Here is a 1,379-nt window from a genome sequence, read left to right as displayed (position 1 = left end):
GAGTTATAGTCAAATCTGGTGTATGGGCATCAAGCAGCTTTCCTGTCTGATTGCTCCATTACTTGTTCGCCGTCTTGGAATTTCACGTTGTTAACCACTAGGGTTAGCAGGTTAAATCCTTTCAGGCGGTTCCAGCGCTTTTGCGCTGATTGTAGCAATTTATAAACCATTGCTAGGGTTGTATTTCTTGAGCCGCAGTTGCGGGTTTTACTGGTTCTTAAGCGTACTGTAGCGAAGGCAGATTCAATCGGGTTGGTGGTGCGTATGCTCACCCAGTGCTCGGCTGGAAAGTCGTAAAAAGCCAACATGCTTTCACGGTCTTTGACCAAGCACTCCATAGCTTTGGGGTACTTTGCACTAAACCTTGCCAGTGCCGTATCAAAGGCTTTGTGGGCGTTTTCACGCGTCTCAGCCATCCAGATGTCATGCAATGCCTCCTTCACTTTAGGCTGTACTGCTTTGGGTAATTTGTTGAGCACGTTGGCCGTTTTATGCACCCAGCAGCGTTGCTGTTTGGTTTGCGGATAGACCTTGCTCAGGGCTTTCCAGAAACCCAACGCGCCGTCAGCTGTTGCCAGCTTTGGGCAGCTCGTAAGTCCGCGTGCGACCAGTCCATTAAGCAGCTCAAGCCAGCTGGCTTCGGACTCGCGATACCCTTCCTCAACAGCAACCAGTTCCTTGCGACCATGCTCTGTCACGCCCATCACCACCAGCAAGCACAGACGGTCATCGAGGCGAACGTTGCTGTAAATGCCGTCAACCCAAAGGTACACGTAGCGCTTGTCGCTCAAGTCGCGCTGACGCCACTCGCGGTGCTCATCAATCCAGCGCTCTTTAAGCCTGGAAATGGTGTTAGCTGACAGCCCTTTGGCATTTTCACCGAGCAAAGCTGCCAAGGCTTCTTGATAGTCTCCGGTGGAAATACCTTTGAGGTAAAGCCACGGCAACAGTTCTTCAACGCTGCGAGCGCGCTTGAGATACGGAGGCAGCAACGCACTGGTAAAACGAATGCCAGAGCCACTGCGGTCACGCACTTTGGGCACTTTGATGTCGACATCGCCGATACCCGTTTGAATGCTACGCTCGGGCAAATGGCCGTTGCGCACCACGGCTTTGCGGCCATCAGGCAAGAGTTTGTCTTCATGGGTTTGCAGCAGCTGTTGCAACTCAGCTTCAACTGCTTGCGCAATGAGCTGGCGAGCTCCATTACGTAGCAAAGCGGTAAGCACATCTGTGCCAGTTTCATCTGGTTGTGAAAGAACATTCAAGGTAGTATTGGTCATGGCGTATCACTCAACTGTTGGTTATTTCTTGGTCGAAACAATCAACAGGATACGCCACCTTCTTTTTTCCTCATACACCACAAATGACTATAGCTC

1 protein-coding gene is annotated in these 1,379 nt (G+C 51.1%); it reads right to left on the bottom strand.

What is annotated here, in order from left to right:
- Positions 1-29: 29 nt before the first annotated feature.
- Positions 30-1,283 carry an IS256 family transposase gene (locus tag B092_RS0113345; protein ID WP_018575721.1) on the bottom strand — a complete coding sequence of 418 codons (1,254 nt, stop codon included), beginning with the start codon at positions 1,281-1,283 and terminating at the stop codon, positions 30-32.
- Positions 1,284-1,379 lie beyond the last annotated feature (96 nt).

Source organism: Oligella ureolytica DSM 18253, assembly GCF_000373745.1.
Taxonomy (GTDB): Bacteria; Pseudomonadota; Gammaproteobacteria; order Burkholderiales; family Burkholderiaceae_B; genus Oligella; species Oligella ureolytica.
The sequence above is the reverse complement of the archived record's forward strand: the minus strand, read 5'-3'. Positions and strand labels throughout refer to the sequence as shown.